Raw genomic sequence first — 19,332 nt, 5'->3', positions numbered from 1 at the left:
ACAAATGTAAGCGTCTAAATATTGGTGATTATTAATTTAAGTGAGTTTCAAAACTAATTTGGGTATGCAAGAATATATACTATACCTGTAAAAAACATGATAAATGATAATGGATTTTTTTCTAGTACGTATTCATTGTGTGCTAAAATAATCTTAAATTATAAAAAAACTATAAAATCTGGGTATAGCAAACATACCTCTGGAAAATTTGATATTTGAGATTATTTTCTACAGGGTTTACCGCTTTTGTGAAAGTTCTCTGTTGTGGGACGCTTTGTAAGTTTATAGGATTAATGTTTACGATCTTCAGGATGAATTCCTTCATGGGGATTGTCCCAAAGATCTTTTGAGCAACTGCATACTTACGCTGTCTTTAGGGGCTGCTATTATGAATGCCAAATATGTGAGTTCACTGCCTTTGATCCGGATTGAGCAGGAATGTCAGAGGAATGGTGTGAATCTATCCCGCCAGACAATGGCTAACTGGATCATCCGCTGTTCAGAGCGTTATTTATCCTCTATGTATGAGTATCTGCGTACAAAGCTTCTTGGAATACTATGTCAACCAGGTAGATTAGTCCCTTGTCGAAGCCATCCATGAAGGCCGTAGTGCCGAAAGCAAAAGTTATATGTGGATATCCACCTTCCGGGGAGATGTACACAGACAGGTCGATTGTCCTGTATGAATACCAGAAGAGCGGAAACAGTGAGTATCCCATGGAATTCTTAAGGCCTTTCATGGAATACAGGTTACGGATGGTCTTGAGTAGTATCATAAAGTGGGCCGAGAGCTTGACAGAGTCATAAATACGAACTGCTGGGTCCATACACGCAGGGATTATACAGATGCCGTAAAGGCAATGGAGAAAAGGAATCCGGAAGCAGTCAAACCGTCAACCGCCTATCAGGCACTGGCCCGGATTGGGACAAACTTTGAGTTGGGGGCACTCTCAAAGAAATGTCTGGAGCAGAACATTTTAAAGAAAGGGAAGCCTCAATCAAGCCATTGGTTGAGGAATTTTCATGTGGGTAAAGGAACGTCTAGCTGATACTAGCTGTCTGCCAAAGGGAAAAACGGCTAAAGGTCTGAGTTACAGTGTCAATCAGGAAGAATACCTGAAAGCATTCCTGACAGATGGAGAAGCCCCGATGGATAATTCAGCTTCAGAGAGTAGCATCCGCACTTTCTGCGTAGGCAAGAACTTGGGGGCTAAATTCCATCAGAGGGGCACAGGCCAGTACAATTGTTTACAGTATACCTGAGACGGTAAAGTTGAACAACTTGAACCCGTCTTATTATTTCAAGTATCTGCTGGGAAAGATACACAGGTACATGGACGAAAAAGGAAATATGGAGGCATCAAATCTGGAACCGTTGCTGCACTGGGCAGAAAGGCTTCCCGCAAAATGTCATAATAAAACGCGCCGCTGAAAAGCGGCGCATTTATATAGATTGAGTACACGATTTGACGTTTTGTATTATGCGACGATGGCGAGTTGTTTAAATGTTTAGTAAAGAAGGAATATTTTTTTGTATTTTCGAAAATTCTGAATTCTTCGAAAATAGATAGTCGGCGATAATTTGCATAAGTAAAAGATCATTTTCATGATCAAGATCTAATATTCCAGTATCATACATATGTATAATTTCGTTGTATCCTTCCAACGCACCTAGTCCCTTTTTTAGGTGAGAACACTTATAAGCATATAATGATGCATTCATATCGAAAACTTCTGGTGCTTCCTGACGAGCAGTATAATTTGTAGGGATAATTCTTTCGTAAGAATTAGTAATACTGCTTTTGCTGACCATATTAAAAAATGGACTTCTACGAGAAGGAACAACAGAAAATACGACATCAGCCTGTGATGAACGCATTTTGTTAATTAGACTTTGAATATTATCAACAGTACGCAGAGGAGATGTTAAGTCTAAATCTATGACCATTTCGTAAACAGTATTTTTCCTTTTTTCCATTTCTATAAGGCTATCAAGAATGACATCTTTTTTTGCAACTAAGTCTCCTGCCAATTCTTTTTTACGTTCAATAAAATTAACTGTTAGTTTAGTATTGCTGCAAAGAATTTGAGTGAGTTCTAAACTGTCAGTATTAAGAGCAATATCAGCTTGACATTCTGGGTGTTCACGTAGATAACAGTCTATCGCTGATAAAGTATAAAGTGGTAATGGGTAACCACAAAACATTTGAACATTTTTATTTTTTATGCCTTTTGATCCAGCTCTTCCACAAATTGTGAACAAAATTTTCATTTTTCTATTCTCCTTTTAATTAACATATGTACCTTCTGCTAGCTTTAATACAGAATATGCATGAAATATGTCATTGGTATTTGGCTTTATACCATAATAAATATCTAAAAAATATTCTAACTCTTTAGATTGATAGTCATCACGCTCTTCTAAAATTTTTATTTTCTTATCTGATGATAAATAAGTAATAGTATTTTCTAAAAAATTACATAAAATAGTGTCTTCAGAAGTATAAATTTCCATTTGACGTATATTTTTTCTACCGAAATAGTCTAAATGTAATTCGACTGTTTTATTATTATACTTTGCTATATATATAGCAACATCATTACTATTAATTTCTAAATTAGAAACTTTATCTATTATACTATATACGTTTTGAGGCATACCTAGCAGACATGTGATATAATCCCATTCATGAATAAGATCTATTGATACACCTCCACCGAGTTCTTTACGTGCACTATAGGATTGCCGATAATCAATTTGAGGGCGCCAGTCAGGAAGATAACTTGAACAAATACAGCGAATGGAATAAACTTGATTAAAGTTAATATGACTGTTAATAAACTGAAAGAGTGAAGTATATCGCATAGGCGCAGCTACATAATATATTTTGTTTTCATCTAAATTAATATCCTTTGGAGACAAATGAGTGTCGTTAAAAAGTGGCTTTTCGATAAAAAATGCATTTGCATAATTCTGAAATTTTAACAAAGTGTCTAAATGAAGGCTTGTTGGGTTAGTAATAAATATAATATCGTAGTCAGCATCCATTTGTGAAACATTTGTGAAAGTTTTATGGATTAGTTTTTGTGTTTCAGTATCTAGCGAGACACCAAGTCCACTGCGGAATAAATCGATTGTTAAATTTTGCTTTGGAATTAGTTTGGATAGATTGCGGATATGACGACGGCCAATTGAACCAGCACCTATAAAGCAGACTTTCATTTATTTAGTTTCCTCCATTTTATCTATTAATTCTAATATTTTAAGATCATCTTGAAATCCGTAGTATTTATGAGAAGGATTAAAAATCTTGTCTTCAAAAGCTTTAAGTTCTTCTAAATAATCATTTTCAATAATGTTTGCAGAGTAGCGAGAATCCTTAATAAACTCTCCCTCAAAAATATGTTTTTTCATATGACCTATACTAAAATCATATTCATAATATTCTTCTGGAGTACCATCCCATTGTATTAAAATTTTTTCTCCAAATAATCGAAATGTCTGAATTGGGCTGCGGCAAACAATATCTACTATAAAAATACCATGATTATTATTTTCGTGTTCTAGAAAAACAAAATAAGTGTCATTATAGTCTAGATCTAAACAAGTTGATTTTTTGGTAATAATTTTATAATTAATTATATTACCAAATGTTGTTATTAACCAAGGTAATTCGATTGCAAGAATTTCCCTGCAAGCATTAGTTTCTTTTTGGCTCACAAAGAAATTTTTATAGTTTTCCCAAGGATGCCAGTCTGGTAAATATTGTCCAACATGATAACTGTAGTTTAGATTTGCTGGATTAGGTATTAGTGATTGCGTATAAAGAATTTCTTTCCTATATAGTTGAGTAGAAGAAAGAAATAAAACTAAGTTGCGTTGTTGAGCTAAAGAAATTAGTTCTTTATATCCATTTGTTGTCAGGTTAATTTCTGAAAAAACATGAATATTGGATAATAAAAGTTCTTTTATAATTTTATGATGTGTTAGTGGGGATGTGGAAACAATAGCCGCAAAGATATCATTTTCTTGTAGAGCAATTTTAATAGATGTATAGCAAGAAATATTATATTGTTTTGATACCTCACTGCAACGAATTTGGTCCAAGTCAACACCAATAATTTCATAGTTCATATAATTTTTTATTAAACGTATTCTTCTTTTTCCCATTGAACCCAATCCAATGACTATAATATTTTTCATCACAAATTCCTTTCAATTCATATTTAACTTTATTATAGCATTGTTATAAATGAAATTGGAAGAAGAACTTGTATATTTCAAAGGCAAAGGGTATAATAAAACAATAATTTTAGTGGAAATTAGCATGATAGAGGAGGAAATGATGCAAAATAATATATTATTCTTGCTTATTTTTGCTAGTATTATTTTAGTTATTAATTATACGCTATCAATTAAAAAAAGAATTCCTTTTTTATGTATTGCCAGTTTTTTGTTTTATTTTTTTTGCGATAAAAATATGCTTATTCTTTTGACTGGAATAGTTTTTTTCTCATATATATTAGGAATGGCTATTGAAAAAGGTAAAACAAGTTGTATACAGAAAATTTGTTTTACCTTTGGTATTTTTATGTGTGTCTGTACATGGTGTAGTTTTAAATATTATAATTTTTTTATAGAATCATATTTAAAACTGTTTAGACAGATCAATGAGGACAATATAGCAAAGCCTATTTCTATGCTGCTTCCTTTAGGTATTTCATATTATATATTGAAAGTTATAGCTTATCTTTCTGATATTTATAAGGGTAAAATCAAGGCAGAAGAAAACTTGTTCAATTATACCCTTTATATAAGTTTTTTCCCACAAATAATATGTGGACCAATTGAGCGACCACAAATCATGCTGGAACAATTCCGAAAAGGGTTGCATTTTGAAAAAGAAGTTTTTTTGATGGGATGCTCTAAAATAGTAGAAGGGATTTTTAAAAAGACTGTAATTGCGAATAGATTATCTGGATACGTGAATGTCATATTTGATACTCCGGATGCATATCCGGCTTTAGCATTATGGATGGCAGGCTTTTTTTTTACAATTCAATTATATTGTGATTTTTCTGGATATTCAGATATGGCAATAGGAATATGTAATATTTTTGGGGTAGAGTGTAGCCCTAATTTTCTTTATCCATTGTTGTCAAAAAATATAAAGGAATTTTGGAGAAGATGGCATATATCTTTATCGTCTTGGTTGAGAGATTATATTTATATTCCGCTTGGGGGAAATAAAAGTGGTAAATGGAAACAGAAAATTAATATATTGACGACTTTTATTGTAAGTGGTTTATGGCATGGAAATGGGTTGACATATATTGTGTGGGGATTGTACAATGGTATACTTAATTTATTAGTTTGTCAAAAAAAACAAAAGGATAAAAAATTACATTTTATTAAAGAAAAATTTATAGAAATCCCTATCAATTTTTTATTTGTTATGCTTGGTTTTATTTTTTTCAGAAGTTCTAATATTAATATTGCATGGAAGTATATAATAAAAATGTTTAGTTCATTTACGATTAACATGGATGTAATTATAAACTCAATTCTACCTTTTACTATGGATTATAATTGTGTTTCATATTTTTTAATAGTAATCCTAATGATTATTTTATTATACATCAGAGAATACAGGCTGTACTATGGATATACGAAAATGTGTGAAAAAAAATTTTGGGGAGTATTATTTTTTACTTTTACACTTTTTTTAGGATTATTTGGAGAGGACAGTTTTTTATATGCAAATTTTTGAGGGGAAAAAAGTAAAAAATAATTTAAATAAAAATTTAATATTGTTTTTTCTATACGTTTTTATTATTTTAATTATTATTTTAATAAAAAACAATTATTCACAGTATTTATTGAAAAATGCTAATTTTGGAGTACCATCTTTGCTTCAGCAAGGAGAAATGGAATATTTATTTATTGGTTCCTCTGCATTCCGTCAAGATATCGATCCTCATATAATTGAAAACAAATTGGATGATAACTTTTACATTCTCACATATAATGGAAATCAGCCCGCTTTTGAAGTATTGCAGTTAAGATATTTGTTAAATAAAGGTTTAAAAGTTAATAAGCTTTATGTTGATATGTATGCTTACGCACTTGTAAGAACGCCGTGGGTTAGTGATACAAAACAATTTCTTGAAATGGATATATCTTATCAATGGAATGTATGGAATATGATTAGAAAAAATAGCAGTGCATCTTTTAATGAATTTTGGCAGATTTTTGTAAGTGCAAATAATGAACAATTACTAACATGGTTAGTAACATATCCAATGATAAATAATCGTTTTTATAAAGGGGGAAATATTACAGAAAGTATAGGGAAATCAAATGATGTATTGGAACAGGCAGCAATAGAAAATCCTGGGAAAGAGATAAATCCAATACAATTATCGGCAATAGAGGAGATAATTAAGATTGCGAATGATAATGATATAGAAATTTATTTTGTGGAAACTCCAAAATTTTATACTGTTATGCAGGATGAAACGTATCAATATATTATGGATATATATATTGGATTAATTGAAAATACTTCAGCAAAAATGATTCTTACAGAAGAGACTTACAATAATACAAAAAAAGTAAAATGTGATAAATGTATAATTGTCCCGTTTGGTAATGAAGATGATTATTATTTTATTGATACTGTTCACATGTCTTCACTAGGACGAAAGAAGTATACTGAAGAATTAATAAAAAAAATGTAATATAATAACGGGGTTTAAATTTATGAAAGTCTTAATAATAATTCCGGCCTATAATGAAGAAGAGAATATTGAAAAGGTGATTTTAAATATTAAAAAAATATATCCTAATGCAGATTGTCTGGTGATTAATGATTGCTCAACTGATAAGACAGAACAAATTTTGAAAAAAAATGGTGTAAATCATGTATGTTTACCTATTAATTTAGGGATAGGGGGAGCTGTACAGACGGGTTATCAATATGCATTAGAAAATAACTATGATATAGCAGTACAAATGGATGGAGATGGACAACATGATCCATTTTATTTATCTAACTTAATAGAACCAATTTTAAAAGAAGAGGCCAATATTGTCATTGGCTCTAGATTTATTACAATGGAAGGATTTCAATCATCTGTAGCTAGAAGAATCGGAATAAGAATATTAGGACTCCTAGTCTCTTCGTGTTGTTTAAAAAAGATTAAAGATGTAACTAGTGGTTTTAGAGCTGTAGATAAAAGATTTATAAAAATATTTGCAAATGATTATCCACAGGATTATCCTGAACCTGAAGCAATTGTTTCGGCAGTGATGCATGGGGGAATTATAAAGGAAGTTCCAGTAATTATGAAAGAAAGAATAGGAGGGGTTAGTTCTATTAGTTACAAGAAATCTATTTATTATATGATTAAAGTTTCATTGGCTATATTAATATGCCGTATTAGTTTTGGAATACGAAGAAAATAAATTTATACTATGGAGAGTAAAGATGACACCTTATTTACGACAAATATTAATTTTGGGAATTCTTATATATTTTGTATTAATTCTTATTTTTTTAAAAAATAAAGCATTATCTTTAAAATATACATTGCTTTGGATTTTGGCAGGTATTATTATGGCTTGTATGGTTTTTTGGCCAAATGCATTGTTAATGTTATCGAGGCTAACAGGAATAGAAACACAAATGTATGCATTATTTGTGCTTATTATTTTTTTCGTTCTATGTATATTGATGTCCCTAACATCAATAGTATCAAAACAAAGTGCAAAAATAAAAAAAATGATTCAATTTAATGCATTGTTAGAAAAAAGGATTAGAGAATTGGAAAATAGTAAATATCGTCAGGATTAAGTGCAATAGATTTATTGTTGGGAATAAAAGCAAACCTTATGAATGCTATTATTTAATAATATATCCCTCAGCATAAGCAGATTCAAATAATAATTCCCAAGTCCTATATCCGAGTTCCCTTTGGATATAGGACTTGGCTTTTTCTATATCCACGCCATCTTCGATATAGACAAGAATTTTATTGTAATCAGATATTGTTTTATCTGATACAGAATTCCAGAGAAGCCCATCAATATAATAAATTTTCTCATACTCCAGAAAAGAGGGAAATTCACTCCAAATCTTCCAATGATATTCATCTGCACTTATATAAATACAGAAATTATTCTCACTAGTATACTCTTTGATTGCCTGATTTCTATCAGAAAACCAATATCTTGATTGTTCGACATTACCGGTCATATGATGTATGGAAAAAAAGGCTCCAATACATAAAATAAATGCTGCAATAAAATAATTTATAGAAACTGTTCGTACATTAAACAGCGTTATCTTTGTTAGCATTACGACCCCAGCAGCAGTTAATCCAAATATAATTCCATACACAGGGGTAATATAACGATCTATCACATAAGGAGATATTTTTGTTACAGTTAAGAAGTAAAGTATTGCGGGTAATGATAAAATTAACGTATAAGCAATATTTTTTACCGTCAGTTTTTTAAGCAATAGCAAAAGAAGTGCCCAAAAAAGCATTATAACCAGAATCTGGCCAAGATGCCTGTTGGCTAACTGACGACTCATTATAGAAAACATTTCACGTATATCGCCGAAAGTCCCCTGAATGCTTACAAGCTTATGCGCGGCTTCTTCTCCCCGATATCCCGAAAAAATATGTTTAATCATTGTTGGATACATAATAACGCTGCAGATACCTGATATCAATATTGTTAAGATATATTGAAATAAAGCTGTCCACTTCTTCTGGATGAATAGAATAAGGCAAAAAAATGCGGCAAGCCAAAAAAGAAAAATAAGAAAATAATATTGAGAGAGCGTGCCAAGTATAGTAACGAGAGCTAAAAGTATAAGCTGCCCAAATTTAAATTTATCAGTAGTAAGCTTGAGTGCAAGGAACATACGTAAATGAAGATAATATTGTAACGTTACCAAAAGCATAAGAAGAACATACATTCTAATAAAAAGGACATTATTAATAACCCCATATGTCATACCGAATATAAAACATATGGTTAATGGTAAAAAGCTGCCACCTATAAATAATCGAAGCAGTAAAAAGAGAACGAATAATGAAAGAAGGGTCAATATTATATTAAGTGCTATGCCATACCACATGGAAAACTGTCCAGGAAAAAATGAACATATAGTATGCAAAAGGATATAATAAAAAGGCGGGTGCACATCTGTGGCCTGATTTCTTACTGGAATTTCGTAATGGAACCGGTACCCTTCCTTAACAGATAAAGCATCGTGGAAATATTCAGAAGGATACCAGGAATTATCCTGCAATGCAGTAAGCTCCTTATAGTTGACCTCCGAATTAGAGGACATGTACGAAAATACTTCATCTCCATCATAGCCAATTTTGGTATGGCCAAAATGTATATAGACAACACATAATATTAAAGTATAGCAAATTGTGAGCAGACAGAGGAAAAAGGTTTTATAAGATTTTCTGTTCATAGATTTTTCTCCAGTATATTTGTTTGAATAACAATTAATATTATAATCAATAAACTATATCGCGTCCAGTTTTTCGTCGCGCGTTTCTGATATTATAAGACGTTAATAATTGTAAGGTTTCTTATTTTGTTTTGGTATGTTAAAATAGATATAGTTTAGTATAAAAGTTAAGCGGGGTGAAAAGATGAAAATAGTAGTAGCTGGTACAGGATATGTAGGTTTGGTTGCGGGTGTTTGCTTTGCTGAAAAAGGGCATAATGTTACGTGTGTGGATACGGATAAAAGAAAAGTAGAGCTGATGGAGAAAGGAATATCTCCCATTTACGAAAAAGATCTGGAAGAATTAATGCGTAAAAATTATGCCGCGGGTCGGTTGCATTATACAACGGATTTCCAAAAAGCATATAAAGATCCTGATGCAATATTTATCGGCGTTGGTACACCGGAACAGCCAGACGGCTCCGCAAATCTTAGCTACATTGCTACAGTTTCCAGGCAAATAGCGGAGAATGTGGAAAGAGATTGTCTGGTAGTAGTAAAATCCACGGTTCCTGTAGGTACAAATGATAAGGTAGAACAATTTATCCATGACTTTTTAGTTCATAAAGAGGTAAAAATTGAAGTGGCATCCAATCCGGAGTTTTTGGCACAGGGCTCCGCTGTCCATGATACGCTGCATGCGGCGCGCATTGTTATAGGGACGGAGAGCAGACATGCGGAGGAAATGCTGCAGAAAATATATGAACCCTTTCAATTACCTGTAGTTTCTGTGAGCAGACGTTCTGCGGAGATGATTAAATATGCCTGCAATGATTTCTTAGCCCTGAAAATATCCTATATGAATGAGATTGCAAATCTCTGTGAATTGGTGGGAGCCAATATAGAAGATATTGCAAAAGGAATGAGTTATGACGAGCGAATCGGCGCTAATTTTCTTAAGGCCGGAATTGGTTATGGGGGAAGCTGCTTTCCTAAGGATACCAAAGCATTAAAATTCATCGCGAGACAGCATGGGTATTCCTTGAAAACGATTGAAGCGGCCGTGGATGTTAATGCGCAGCAGAAGACCAGATTGTTTTACAAGGCATGTGACAGAATGATAACCTTCCAGAACCTGAAGGTCGCGGTTTTAGGGTTGGCTTTTAAACCTGGAACTGATGATTTGCGGGAAGCGCCGTCGGTGGATAACATTCAACTTCTATTAGAGCAGGGGGCCAATATTTATGCATACGATCCGGTAGCTGAGGGGAATAGTAAGAAAAAATTTCCCGAGGGAACTAATGGGCTTGGACAAATAACTTATGTGTCTTCTCCTGAAGCTGCTCTGGAAGGCGCAAACATTTGCTTTATATTTACGGAATGGAAAGAAATAAAAGAATTGAAAGCGGCTGAATATAAGCAGCGGATGCAGACACCACTGGTATACGATGGAAGGAATATTTACAGCCCGTCGGATATGCGGGAGTCTGGAGTAGAATATTATAGTATAGGAAGGTGAAAAAGTGAGAGCGGATTACAAAACATTTGATAATTCTAAAAAGGTTTTAATAACTGGTGCAGCAGGATTTATAGGTTTCCACCTTTCCAAACGATTGCTGAATGAGGGCTGCTGTGTTATTGGACTGGACAATCTTAATAATTATTACGATGTCCGGCTGAAAGAAAGCAGGCTGGAAATTTTGAAAAAAAATCCTGCTTTTCATTTTGTACTTGGCAGTATAGCAGATAAGGCGGTGGTATCAGGTGTGTTTTCCTCTTACCAGCCGGATATTGTAGTTAACCTTGCGGCTCAGGCCGGAGTACGTTATTCAATTGATAATCCTGACTCTTATATTGAGAGCAATATTATTGGCTTTTATAATATTCTAGAAGCGTGCAGGCATTCCTATGATGAAGGAAAGCATCCTGTGGAGCATTTACTGTTCGCTTCCTCTTCGTCAGTATATGGAAATCAAAAAAAGACTCCATTTTCAACGGAAGATCCGGTAGACCGTCCGGTCAGCTTATATGCGGCAACCAAAAAAAGTGACGAGCTTATGGCATACACTTACAGCCATTTATATAATGTTCCGGCTACCGGCTTGCGTTTTTTTACGGTTTATGGTCCTTTCGGACGACCTGACATGGCCTATTTTGGGTTCTCCGATAAGATTATGGCTGGAAAAGCAATTAAGATATTTAATCAGGGTGATATGTACAGGGACTTCACATATATAGATGATATTGTAGAAGGTGTGATGCGGATGCTCAATAATCCGCCGGTGCCTAATGAGGATGGGGATCGTTATAAAATCTATAATATTGGAAATAATAAACCGGAGAAATTAATGGAATTTATTCAGACATTGGAAAAAGCGCTTGGAAGAGAAGCGAAAAAGGAATTCTATCCAATGCAGCCCGGAGATGTATATCAGACATTTGCGGATGTTTCAGAACTGGTAAAGGACTTTGATTATAAACCTTCCACAAGTATCGAAGAGGGCTTGGGGAATTTTGCAGACTGGTATAGGAAATGGACGCATAGGTAATAAAGAAACGGGTATATTAGCTGCGGCTGCAGCATTAATATACCCGCTTTCTTAAGTGTATTATTTTTTCAGAAGAAGATACTCATTTTGATATACAATTTCCAGGTTGCCTAATTGCTGCTGATTTTCTTCATATATTTCAGGATCTACTATAATTAATGCATCGCCTTCAACTTCTGAAAAAGCATTAACGCCGCCTTCCTTACAGTATAAATCACCGCTCAATTCGGCGGCAAGCAAGCCTGCCTGTTCCCAATAATAACTGTCTTTATACTCATTATCTGTTTTCTCCACATAAATATCCATCTGATGCAGCTGAGGATTTTGTTCCATTGCAGCCTTTATATCGTTTTGAAAACCGGAAATCTCCAGATTATCCAGTTCGTTTAAAGTGCTGCGGCATTCAATGCCTACGATGAGGAAAGGAATAAGCATTATTGCACAGAACAGCCCTTTTTTATTTTTAAGATATTGATATAATTTCTGGATAAGAATACCGGCAAGCATGAGCAACGGAATATAAACGGGAAAAATGTACCAGTAATAATATACATGTGAAAAGTCATATACAAAAAGCGGAATAAAAATCCACAGTAAAAAAGCCAGTATGTTATTGCTGTAACTGATTTTCTTCTTAAATAACATAAATAAAAAAATACATGCCGCAATTACGGTAATAACGACAATAGGACGATATCCCAGCAGATAGCGTGTGAAAAAGGTATAAGAGGGGTTCGCATCTGCAGATCCTGCAATTCGTTGTGTGACATCAACTCCAAACATCTGCCCCAAAAAGTTCATTCCGTCATACTGATATCTTACAAAAGCCCATAAAAGAAGAGGGCCGAATGCACTGAGCAGAAAAAGGATATAATTCTTAATATGCAGCTTCTTCCACAATCCGGAAAAAATAAGAAAAAGTCCTCCAATTGCGAGAAGAACCAACGCATGCCAGCTTTTGGCAAGGAAGGCAAGTGAAAAAAGGAAGCCGCATAGATAGATATAATTCTGATGTTTCTGCACCTGTAGCATAAATAACAGTGCCAGCGTGAATAAAAGGATATATAGGGCATCAGCATCAGCATTTCTTCCGGCATGCCGGTAGAACAAATCGGAACAGCTGATGAAAAACAGCATGCTGGAGACAGCGGCAATCTTACCATAATGTCTGTGCATGTAATATCCTACCACAAGGAATGTTAAAAGCAGAGACAGGGCCGAATAAAAGCGCATAGAGAAAATGGAAACACCGAACAGCTTAAAGCCCAAAATGATTCCCCAGTAACTAAGTGGCGGTTTTAAATTAAAGTAATCATTTTCATAATTATAGGTATTTACAATATAATTATGATTCTTGTACATTTCATAACCGTTAACCCCATGCCGTGCTTCATCCCAGTGCTGAAGAGAAGCCACATCCAGACGGGAAAAGCAACAATAGGCAGTAGTCAGGGCAAGACCGAAATAAATGATATAAACAAAATATTTTTTTGTAAACTGCAGTAAACTTTTTTTTGACATTTATTTCCTCCGAAATGGATTTTATTTTATACTTTTCTAATTATAGGTGATTAGAATTAAAATGTCCATATTGGAGTGCAGTAAAATATACATTGGTTATCGTGTTTGCTTGACTCGAAATACACCAAATGATATGATTAATGAGTTAAAATGCATTGAATAACAGGATGGGAAATAGATAAAATGAGAAGTTCAAGAGTTGGTGATATATTGTATTTGGTTGTTCCTTGTTATAATGAGGAAGAGGTACTCGAACATACTGCGGAAGTTATGAAAAATAAGTTAGAGAGAATGGCGGCGCAGGGAAAGATTTCTATTAAGAGTAAGGTCTTTTTTGTGAATGACGGCAGCAGTGATAAAACCTGGAAAATTATTAGTGATTTATGCCGCTGTGACAGCATTTTTTCCGGCCTTTGTTTTTCAAGGAACTATGGTCATCAAAGTGCAATTTTAGCGGGAATGATGGCCGCCCGGGAGCATGCTGACATGGTGGTTACCATAGATGCCGACTTGCAGCAGGACATAGAAGCGCTGGATAATTTTGTAAAGTGCTATCAGGAAGGCTGTGAGATCGTGTATGGGGTAAGAAATGATCGTGATACGGATGGGTTGTTTAAAAAGCTCAGCGCAAACATGTTTTACAAATTTATGCATTTGCTGGGATGCAATGTGATGAGCAACCATGCGGATTATCGCCTTTTGTCAAAACGTGCATTGGATGCGCTTGCAGAATACCGGGAGGTAAATCTGTTTTTAAGGGGATTGATCCCTACCATGGGCTTCCAGTCAGATGTAGTGTATTTTGATGTAAAAAAAAGAGAGGCAGGCCAGTCCAAATATACATTGAGAAAAATGATGACGCTTGCAACAAATGGGATTACGTCCATGAGCACCAGGCCGATACAGATAATAACTGTTCTGGGGTTTCTGGTCAGCCTGTTCAGTTTTGCCATGATTATTTATTGTATTGTTGACTGGTTCTCAGGAAGAAACGTACCCGGGTACACGACATCTTTGGTGGTATCGCTGCTGATGGGAGGACTGACAATTTTCTCACTGGGTATTGTTGGTGAATATATTGGGAAAATATACCTTGAAACCAAAGCGCGTCCCCGCTATATAATTGAATCCATTATATGGAAAGAAGCGGAAACGAATGAACAGGAAGAAAAAGAAGAGGTAGACACGGAGTGAGTAAAATAGATATTCACGCGGATGATTATGCCCTGTCCCCCAATACATCGGAGGATATACTACAATGCCTGAGGGCTGGTAAATTAAACAGTATCAGTGTTCTGACGAATATGAGCTGTTACGATGCGTATGCGGAAAAATATCAGAAGGGAAAGGCAGAATGGCCCTGCCAACCGCTTTTGGCGGTACATCTTAATTTTATGGAAGGGCATTGTGCGGCTGATCCGGAAGAAGTAAAGCATTTGGTGGACGGACAGGGATATTTTAATATTACATGGTGGGATCTATTTCATTGGAATTATTCCCCTAAAAAGTTCATGACAATCAAAAAGGAGTTAAAAGCAGAGATTAAGGCGCAGACGGAGCGGTTCAGAGAGAAGTTTGGTGAGGATTTGCCTCTCAGGTTTGACGGCCACCAGCATACACAGATGATTCCACTATGCTATTGGGCATTGTTGGAGGTTATAGTAGAACAACACTACAGGACAGCGTATATCAGGATTACCAAAGAACCAATAATGCCTTATCTAAGGCAGGTTTCCTTATGGAAAAGCTACAGACCAATAAACTGGATTAAAAATCTTTTGCTTAATTTTTATGCACTGGGAATGGAAAGAACAATCGAGAAGAACCGGCCTTCCTGGCAGTCAGAAAATTCACCGATGTTTCTTTGGGGAGTTCTGATGAGTGGACATATGGACAGGGACAGAATAGGGATTTTACTGCCATATATGAAGAAAAAAGCGGAGGACAAGGGACGCTGCCTTGAAATATTGTTTCATCCTGGAAGCCTGCTGGAAGAGGAAGCAGGGGAAGAATTTGTAAGTGAAGGTGCAAAACAATTTTATCTGTCAGATGGCAGGCGGATTGAAAAGAATGCGGTTATGTCAATGAGGACTGAGGAGAAGTAATGAAATCGAAAAAAAACCAGCAGAAACTGTTTATCATGACAGTTATTATATCAGCTGTTTTAATCTTTATTTTTAATATGCTTACACCAATGATGTCGGACGATCTGTTTTATGCAAAGGAAGCCCAGTCTGCGGGAAGTTTTGTCGGACTGGTTCAGCAGGAATACCATCAGTATATGACATGGTCGGGCCGTTCAGTAAGCCATCTTATTCTCAGATGTTTTCTTCTTGGCGATAAAATAATATTTAATTTCTTTAATTCATTTGTTTTCGTAGGCCTTACGCTATTAATTTATTTAAATATTGAGCGCAGAAAAAAGAATGATGTTTCAGTTTATCTTCTGATCAATCTGTTGATATGGATGTTTGGGGTGGTTTTCAGGCAGACTGTGTTGTGGGAAACAGGGGCATGCAATTATTTGTGGGGCTCGACAATTATCCTTGCTTTTTTGACATTATACAGGTTTTGTCTTAAACGTGTGGATTTTATAAAACACAAAATAATATGGGTGGTATTGCTATTTGTTTCCGGTATTGCAGCAGGTTGGTGTAATGAGAATACCTCCGGTGGCGGAATTCTTATGGCATTACTGCTTACCGGATTCTATTTTTACGATAATAAAGGAAGCAAAAAGAAAAAATGGTGGATGACTGCCGGAATTGCAGGGCAGGCAATCGGATTTTTGTTTATGATTCTGGCACCGGGAAATGCGGTCCGCGCCCTGGCTCAGGAAGAAGAGCATACCGGACTTTTTGCACTGGTATCCCGGTTCCAGAAAGTAACTTTAGCAGTCAGGGATAATTTTTTGGTATTGCTTATTATTGGCATGCTGCTGGTTATCATTGTTAAATACCAGAAACAAAATATAAAAGTATTGTGGAGTGATTGCCGGGACGGTTTCCTATGGGGAATTACTTTTTTTGCTACCTGTTATGCTTTGATACTGACGCCTGAACCCATGCCAAGGGCATATTTCGGTGCAGGAATTTTTTTAATCATAGTTGTAATTCAGTTTTATGTACACGTGGATGAAAGGGAGACTGTTTTTCACTGTCTGAAAGCAGGGATAATTTCGGTGATGTGCCTGATAATGTTTTTTACTTACATGGAAAGCGGGGCGAATCTTGCCAGAATTTACAGGGAATATCATGAACGGGATGTGTATCTTACCGAACAGGCGGCAAATGGTGTGCAGGAGGTTACGGTACCTATGCTCAGGCCTGATTTTGAGACAAAATACAGTGATGGTTATAATTCGGATATCAAAGAAAGTCCGGAGTATTGGCTGAATAATGCATATGCCACATATTATGGATTTGACAGTGTCTCCGGTGTCCCCAGGGAAGACTGGACGGAATATTAATTGCGGGATTGCATAAAATATGGTAATATAGGACAAGCGTGGAAGCAATGCTTGTCCTAATTCATGTATAAGAAAACGGGAGCGGCCAATGTTAAAAGAACTGGAATATCCATTTGACAGTGAATTCATTTTAAAGAAATCCAAAAGCCTGAAAAGACAGCTGTTATCCGACGGAAGCCGCCGTATTAAGAAAAATATTGCGGTTTTGGGAGGCAGTACCACCCATGACGTCATTCGCATATTGGAATTGTTTCTTCTTAATCAGGGGATAGAGCCTTCTTTTTATGAATCGGAATACGGGCAATACTGGGAAGATGCTGTATTTGGAAATGAAGCCCTTAATGCCTTTCGGCCGGATATAGTTTATGTCCATACAAGTAACAGAAATATTTCCACATGGCCTTCCGTAACGGATACACCGGAAATGATAGAAGAGCTGCTGGAGCACCAATATGAACACTTCCGCAGTATGTGGGAAAAAATCAGGGAAAACTGGAGTTGTCCTATTATCCAAAATAATATGGAGTACCCATTTTACAGGCTGTTGGGAAATCAGGATTGTGTAAATCCTGGAGGCAGGACCTTATTTGTCAACCGTTTGAATGAAAAATTTGCCGCATATGCCAGAGAAAACAGTAATTTTTACATTAATGACATTAATTACCAGTCAGCGGTTTACGGCCTGGATGAATGGGCGGATACTTTTTACTGGCACATGTATAAGTATGCGTTGTGCCTGAAGGCGGTACCCTGGCTTACACACAATATTGCCAATATTATCAAGTCTATTTATGGTAAAAATAAGAAATCACTGGTGCTTGATCTTGATAATACTTTATGGGGAGGTATTGTGGGAGATGACGGGGTGGAAAATCTGGAAATCGGACCGGAAACCTCGATGGGACAGGTATATGCGGAATTTCAGGGATATGTTAAATCTCTGAAAGATATAGGCGTTATGCTGAATGTAAATTCTAAAAATGAGGAAGAAAATGCGCTTGCTGGCCTGAACCATCCTGACGGAGTGGTAAACCCGGATGATTTTATTATCATCAAAGCGAATTGGGAGCCTAAGAGTGAAAATATGCTGGCGATTGCTCACGAGCTTAACATATTGCCGGATAGTCTTGTGTTTGTGGATGATAATCCGGCAGAGCGGGAAATTGTCCGGGAAAATGCACAGGGTGCCGCGGTTCCCGAAATTGGAACTCCGGAACAGTATATCAGGGTTCTTGACCATAATGGATATTTTGAAGTCACACAGCTTTCGGAGGATGACCGGAAGCGGAATGAAATGTATAAGGCTAACGCATTGCGGACAAAGCAGCAGGCGTCCTTCACCGATTATGGTGAATATCTGACTTCTTTGGGAATGCGTGCGGTTATAAGGCCCTTTGAAGCCCTTTATATGGCCCGAATTGCCCAGTTAACGAATAAGAGCAATCAGTTTAACCTGACGACTAGACGGTATTCACAGGCGGAAGTTGAGCTGCTTGCCCAAAAGAAGGAGTATGTTACCCTGTATGGCAAGCTGGAAGATAAATTCGGCGATAATGGCGTGGTCTCAGTTATCATCGGCCATGAGGAAGAAGGGCCGGTAAAAGCGCTTCATATTGATCTTTGGCTGATGAGCTGCAGGGTTCTGAAACGTGATATGGAGTTCGCCATGATGGACTGTTTGGTTGGAGAATGCAAAAAAAGAGGTATAACTACTGTCTATGGTTATTATTATCCTACATCTAAGAATGGGATGGTAAAAGAGTTTTATGACCTTCAGGGATTCGAACAGATAAGTAGTACAGAAGGAAACACGGTCTGGAGGTTTGAAATAGCAAAGGACTACGAGAATAAAAATAAATATATAAAAATTATGGAAAATGAATAGGCCGTTATACGGTGGGATGGAGGAAAAAATGACAAGAGAAGCAGTTTTTGAAACTTTAAATGAAGTATTCAGGGATGTTTTCGATGATGAAAGCATCAGTGTTACAGAAAACACTACATCAAATGATATTGAAGACTGGGATTCCCTGGAGCATATTAATCTTTTAGCAGCAGTGGAGCAGGAATTTGGTGTAAAATTTAATATGGGACAGGTAGTGTCTATGAAAAATGTGGGAGAGATGGCAGATATTATAATAAGCCAGTTAAATGACTGAGCGGAACAGAAGAGAAATAATCCGGAAAGGAACTAAATTTTGGGTATAACATCCTTTTACTTTCTTGTATTTTATGGGATAGTTTTAATTTTGTATTATGTTCTCCCCAAAAGGTGGCAGTGGGGAGTTCTCCTTATAGCCAGCATTTTTTATTA

The 19,332-nt window shown here is 35.8% G+C and carries 19 protein-coding genes; 14 read left to right on the top strand and 5 right to left on the bottom strand.

What is annotated here, in order from left to right:
• The first annotated feature begins 346 nt into the window (after positions 1–346).
• The 3 genes from HMPREF1548_RS30895 (at position 347) to HMPREF1548_RS30885 (ending at position 1,263) form a co-directional block, all read left to right on the top strand.
• Positions 347–601, top strand: coding sequence for an IS66 family transposase (locus tag HMPREF1548_RS30895; protein ID WP_353612051.1), 255 nt, complete (start codon positions 347–349; stop codon positions 599–601).
• A 178-nt stretch (positions 602–779) separates the two neighbouring features.
• Positions 780–1,049, top strand: coding sequence for a hypothetical protein (locus HMPREF1548_RS30890; protein ID WP_021636904.1), 270 nt, complete (start codon positions 780–782; stop codon positions 1,047–1,049).
• Entirely contained in the window at positions 1,024–1,263 is a 240-nt protein-coding gene (locus HMPREF1548_RS30885) for an IS66 family transposase (protein WP_021636903.1), read from the top strand. The genes HMPREF1548_RS30890 and HMPREF1548_RS30885 overlap by 26 nt, the downstream gene beginning before the upstream one ends.
• 238 nt (positions 1,264–1,501) lie before the next feature.
• Here HMPREF1548_RS30885 and HMPREF1548_RS14070 read toward each other — a convergent pair whose 3' ends face one another.
• From HMPREF1548_RS14070 to HMPREF1548_RS14060, 3 genes are read right to left on the bottom strand one after another with little or no spacing between them, the layout of a single operon-like run.
• Positions 1,502–2,272 (bottom strand): acylneuraminate cytidylyltransferase family protein, encoded by a 771-nt coding sequence (locus HMPREF1548_RS14070; protein ID WP_021636901.1) that lies wholly within the window; start codon positions 2,270–2,272, stop codon positions 1,502–1,504.
• A gap of 15 nt (positions 2,273–2,287) precedes the next feature.
• Complete coding sequence (locus tag HMPREF1548_RS14065) at positions 2,288–3,223, bottom strand: Gfo/Idh/MocA family protein (RefSeq protein ID WP_021636900.1); 936 nt, start codon at positions 3,221–3,223, stop codon at positions 2,288–2,290.
• A complete protein-coding gene (locus HMPREF1548_RS14060; protein ID WP_021636899.1) occupies positions 3,224–4,204 on the bottom strand; it encodes a Gfo/Idh/MocA family protein in 981 nt (326 codons plus the stop codon).
• 49 nt (positions 4,205–4,253) lie between these two features.
• Here HMPREF1548_RS14060 and HMPREF1548_RS14055 point away from each other — a divergent pair, with 49 nt between their 5' ends.
• The 4 genes from HMPREF1548_RS14055 to HMPREF1548_RS14040 are packed head-to-tail and all read left to right on the top strand — an operon-like array spanning position 4,254 to position 7,856.
• Positions 4,254–5,771 (top strand): MBOAT family O-acyltransferase, encoded by a 1,518-nt coding sequence (locus HMPREF1548_RS14055; RefSeq protein ID WP_021636898.1) that lies wholly within the window; start codon positions 4,254–4,256, stop codon positions 5,769–5,771.
• Positions 5,758–6,741, top strand: a complete 984-nt coding sequence (locus HMPREF1548_RS14050) for a hypothetical protein (RefSeq protein ID WP_021636897.1) — start codon at positions 5,758–5,760, stop codon at positions 6,739–6,741. The genes HMPREF1548_RS14055 and HMPREF1548_RS14050 overlap by 14 nt, the downstream gene beginning before the upstream one ends.
• Positions 6,742–6,763: 22 nt before the next feature.
• The gene (locus HMPREF1548_RS14045; protein ID WP_021636896.1) at positions 6,764–7,468 is read left to right on the top strand and encodes a glycosyltransferase family 2 protein; all 705 of its coding nucleotides are present in this window, start codon (positions 6,764–6,766) and stop codon (positions 7,466–7,468) included.
• A gap of 22 nt (positions 7,469–7,490) precedes the next feature.
• Positions 7,491–7,856 (top strand): DUF2304 domain-containing protein, encoded by a 366-nt coding sequence (locus tag HMPREF1548_RS14040; protein WP_051358398.1) that lies wholly within the window; start codon positions 7,491–7,493, stop codon positions 7,854–7,856.
• Between the two features lie 48 nt (positions 7,857–7,904).
• On the opposite strand, the gene HMPREF1548_RS14035 is transcribed toward HMPREF1548_RS14040, so the two are convergent.
• Complete coding sequence (locus HMPREF1548_RS14035; RefSeq protein WP_035322182.1) at positions 7,905–9,500, bottom strand: glycosyltransferase family protein; 1,596 nt, start codon at positions 9,498–9,500, stop codon at positions 7,905–7,907.
• 184 nt (positions 9,501–9,684) lie between these two features.
• Between HMPREF1548_RS14035 and HMPREF1548_RS14030 the strand changes: the two genes are divergently transcribed.
• Both HMPREF1548_RS14030 and HMPREF1548_RS14025 read left to right on the top strand, forming a co-directional pair.
• Positions 9,685–10,998: a UDP-glucose dehydrogenase family protein gene (locus HMPREF1548_RS14030; protein WP_021636893.1), complete on the top strand. Its 1,314-nt coding sequence runs from the start codon at positions 9,685–9,687 to the stop codon at positions 10,996–10,998.
• A gap of 4 nt (positions 10,999–11,002) precedes the next feature.
• Positions 11,003–12,028: an NAD-dependent epimerase gene (locus HMPREF1548_RS14025; protein ID WP_021636892.1), complete on the top strand. Its 1,026-nt coding sequence runs from the start codon at positions 11,003–11,005 to the stop codon at positions 12,026–12,028.
• A gap of 60 nt (positions 12,029–12,088) precedes the next feature.
• Here HMPREF1548_RS14025 and HMPREF1548_RS14020 read toward each other — a convergent pair whose 3' ends face one another.
• Positions 12,089–13,549: an ArnT family glycosyltransferase gene (locus HMPREF1548_RS14020; RefSeq protein WP_021636891.1), complete on the bottom strand. Its 1,461-nt coding sequence runs from the start codon at positions 13,547–13,549 to the stop codon at positions 12,089–12,091.
• 183 nt (positions 13,550–13,732) lie between these two features.
• Here HMPREF1548_RS14020 and HMPREF1548_RS14015 point away from each other — a divergent pair, with 183 nt between their 5' ends.
• From HMPREF1548_RS14015 to HMPREF1548_RS13995, 5 genes are all read left to right on the top strand, one after another.
• Positions 13,733–14,743, top strand: coding sequence for a glycosyltransferase family 2 protein (locus HMPREF1548_RS14015; RefSeq protein WP_021636890.1), 1,011 nt, complete (start codon positions 13,733–13,735; stop codon positions 14,741–14,743).
• Positions 14,740–15,654 carry a ChbG/HpnK family deacetylase gene (locus tag HMPREF1548_RS14010; protein ID WP_021636889.1) on the top strand — a complete coding sequence of 305 codons (915 nt, stop codon included), beginning with the start codon at positions 14,740–14,742 and terminating at the stop codon, positions 15,652–15,654. Before HMPREF1548_RS14015 ends, HMPREF1548_RS14010 begins: the two co-directional genes overlap by 4 nt.
• Entirely contained in the window at positions 15,654–17,018 is a 1,365-nt protein-coding gene (locus HMPREF1548_RS14005) for a DUF3329 domain-containing protein (protein ID WP_021636888.1), read from the top strand. The genes HMPREF1548_RS14010 and HMPREF1548_RS14005 overlap by 1 nt, the downstream gene beginning before the upstream one ends.
• Before the next feature lie 88 nt (positions 17,019–17,106).
• The gene (locus tag HMPREF1548_RS14000; RefSeq protein ID WP_021636887.1) at positions 17,107–18,903 is read left to right on the top strand and encodes an HAD-IIIC family phosphatase; all 1,797 of its coding nucleotides are present in this window, start codon (positions 17,107–17,109) and stop codon (positions 18,901–18,903) included.
• Positions 18,904–18,931: 28 nt separating this feature from the next.
• Positions 18,932–19,177 (top strand): acyl carrier protein, encoded by a 246-nt coding sequence (locus HMPREF1548_RS13995; protein WP_025488543.1) that lies wholly within the window; start codon positions 18,932–18,934, stop codon positions 19,175–19,177.
• Positions 19,178–19,332: the final 155 nt, after the last annotated feature.

The sequence above is a fragment of the Clostridium sp. KLE 1755 genome (assembly GCF_000466465.2).
Classification (GTDB): Bacteria; Bacillota; Clostridia; order Lachnospirales; family Lachnospiraceae; genus Eisenbergiella; species Eisenbergiella porci.
Note: the sequence above shows the minus strand (reverse complement) of the source record. Positions and strands in the feature narration are given on the sequence as shown.